This window comes from Thalassobacterium maritimum (assembly GCF_031127805.1).
GTDB lineage: Bacteria > Verrucomicrobiota > Verrucomicrobiia > Opitutales > Coraliomargaritaceae > Thalassobacterium > Thalassobacterium maritimum.
The window spans coordinates 1-2,891 of record NZ_JARXHW010000106.1 but is presented as its reverse complement, the minus strand read 5'-3'; the positions used below and the strand labels follow the sequence as shown (position 1 = coordinate 2,891).

General features: G+C 46.0%; 3 protein-coding genes. All 3 read left to right on the top strand.

Translation table 11 applies throughout. From position 1 onward, the window contains the following. The first annotated feature begins 982 nt into the window (after positions 1-982). The gene (locus QEH52_RS19210; protein WP_308952575.1) at positions 983-1,306 is read left to right on the top strand and encodes a hypothetical protein; all 324 of its coding nucleotides are present in this window, start codon (positions 983-985) and stop codon (positions 1,304-1,306) included. Between the two features lie 437 nt (positions 1,307-1,743). After that, the gene (locus QEH52_RS19205) at positions 1,744-2,001 is read left to right on the top strand and encodes a type II toxin-antitoxin system Phd/YefM family antitoxin (RefSeq protein WP_308952574.1); all 258 of its coding nucleotides are present in this window, start codon (positions 1,744-1,746) and stop codon (positions 1,999-2,001) included. Beyond that, positions 1,989-2,285 (top strand): type II toxin-antitoxin system RelE/ParE family toxin, encoded by a 297-nt coding sequence (locus QEH52_RS19200; protein WP_308952573.1) that lies wholly within the window; start codon positions 1,989-1,991, stop codon positions 2,283-2,285. The genes QEH52_RS19205 and QEH52_RS19200 overlap by 13 nt, the downstream gene beginning before the upstream one ends. Positions 2,286-2,891: the final 606 nt, after the last annotated feature.

The following is a 2,891-nucleotide window of genomic DNA, read 5'->3' as shown; positions in this document are numbered from 1 at the left end:
ACGCTGCGGTCTCTCCCGACAAGGTCGGGACTGGAAAAGCAGCCGTGTCCTGCGAAGCCTAGGGGCGAAGCGGGAAGCATGAGTGCAGTTGAGCGTTCTGGGCATCCTACACATTCGAGTCCTGATCCAGACGACACAGGCCAACCCATGTAACCCGCCCGATAATCCGAGAATCACTTGAACTACAAACTCGTCAGGCTGTGTGCCTGGCCTCATCGTTGCATCGACTCGTTTCGCGCCTCCGCAACAAGCTGCTTGAGTCGACTCCGAAATTGACTCTCCGAAAACTAGTTGCTACAAATCAATTACTCAGCGCGGGGTTCTGCGAAGGAATGAAATTCAAACCATCAGATCGAATCCACGGACTCTCATTTTTCGAGAGTCGATACTCTGGCGAAAAGAGAGAAAACTTGGTCGTCAATCTGCCTAAACTCGTTTGCCCGAAGTGCGCTTCAATTACGGCATTCCAAGTTTCAGATGAAAGAAATTACGAATCAACTCCTTTGAAAATTCGGACAAATTTAGACGCAGAAACCGAAGTAAATAAATATGAAAGCGACTATATGGATGTAAAATGTAAAGATTGCACTCACATCTCTCGAATCGTTTATGAGATGGAAGAATTTGCGATGGCCTCATACAGATACTACATCAGAGAGGTAATCGAATCGGAGGCAGAACCAGTCCGATGAGGCTATGGATTTCGCTGGGGCTCATCTATTCCTCTCGTCTGCGATATGGGAAGAAAATAGAATCGACGGCTCGAAGCATTTAGACTAAGCATTTGGGAGTAAGAGAAGTGGCAAAAGAAATAAAATCCTCAGACAGCCAGAGCCGTGTCGCCAATTGGCAAAAAGAAGAAATCATAGATTCAAAGCCCCCGATAAAGCCCACAATTCAGAACCCCACACTCACCACGGCCTGCGGCCATATCCAGACGCTTCTGGACAACGCCTAAAGGCGCGCCAGAGCTCATCGATCTATGAAAAATATAAGCCTAATCTTATTAATCTTCGCCACATCCATTTCAGTTTATGCGAAAGAATTTGAACCCCTAACTGTCGATCTCCAAAAAGAGACTGTAGCAAAATCGATTCTTAACGTTGCAACCCTTTTTAATATTGACGTAGTTGTTCCTGATTCGGCTATGGACAAATACGTTTCTGTTCTAGTGAAGAAAAAGGACCCGATTGATATACTCAGGGCGATTGCTACAGCTTCCGGCTATGAATTGATCGAAGCAAATGACATATATATCTTCCAAGACAAACCACTGAATTGCGTCTGTCGAGTAAGCGAAAAATAGGCATATTCAGCCGCTACTGAACAACGTCGCTAACGAGCCGCGCTGGAGCTCCAGGATAAGAATATGAAATCCTTGCATACGTATTTTTTACCGCTTATCACCGCTAATAAACGCTTATCCAACCCGGCGCTAAGAACGAAAAATGAAATCTAATTATAAGCGTAAATTAGTGAAAATAAAGCCTGCTGCGTAGGACAAGGCCCTTTACGCTGCGGTCTCTCCCGACTAGGTCGGGACTGGAAAAACGGAGCATGAGTGCAGTTGAGCGGTCTGGGCATCTGGCACATTCGAGTCCTGATTCAGACGACACGGGCAACCCTTTTGACCTGCCCGTAAAACTCTAAAAACCTACAGGACGACTAAGCCCACAGACTGGGTGTCTGGTCACGTTCGAAAAAAGAATTGCGAGAGCCGAAAGTATCATTAAAGTGTCACATATGAAGACGGAACTGGTTACCACTTTAAAAAGACAAGCCACTCGAATCATTGATGATCTTCGAACTGATCGAGCACCTATAATGATCACTCAACATGGGAAGCCTGCCGCTTATCTTGTTGATGTAGATACATATGAAGCTAAAGAGAAAAGAATGGAGATTCTAGAGGGTCTAGCGCGAGGTGAGAAAGCATTTTCAGAAGGAAGAGTTTTGAGCCATCGCGAAGCGAAAAGAAAAATGTCGAGATGGCTGAAGTAATTTGGACGGAACCAGCACTGAACGCGCTCGATGAGATTGCAGATCATATTGCGCTCGAAGACTATGAAGCTGCCTGCAGATTGGTCAGTAGGGTATTCGAAAAAGTTGAATTACTTGAAGATAGCCCCAAGCTAGGAAACATTCCCAAAGATCTTAGAGACACCCCATACCGGCGACTCGTGATCAATCCTGTATACGTCTATTATCGTCCCGAAGGCGACGGCATCGTCATTATTTTTGTGGATAGGGCAGAGAGAAATTTCGACATATCCAGATTCGCCTGACGAATGAACTCGAACCAGTCGCACTGAGCAATTTTGCTAACTCTCCATAGGGTGTGTTCTCTGGTCACGGAAAATGAAAATCGACGAAAGCAAAGTTGAAAATGTTGGCATCATTCTGGTCGTGGTCGGGATATTCCTAGTTTTCGTTGGGATTGACGGACCGTTGATTGCTGGATCGATCTTATGCGCGTCAGTCTTAATTTCAAAAAGTAGAACATAGGTTCATTAGGGGGGGGGATCTACCGAGGGGAGGCTTTGTTCTCCTGATGGGGCGCACTGAGGATCTATCCAGTCGAGTGACTCAATGAGTTTCACTGCCGTTTATCTATTGCTTGTGCTATTCGCGATCGTGCTGGAGGGCTTGAAAAAAGAAATCCTAGCATACGTATTTTTTTACCGCTTATCACCGCTAATAAACGCTTATCCAACCCGGCGCTAAGAACGAAAGATGAAATCTAATTATAAGCGTAAATTAGTGAAAATAAAGCCTGCTGCGTGGGACAAAGTCCTTTAGGGTGTGATTGAAAGTGCGGGGACACGTAGCCGGGGTCTTCAGACCCGGTCAGACGCCTGGCTTAGTTGCCTGCTTGGCTGCGGATACGGGGT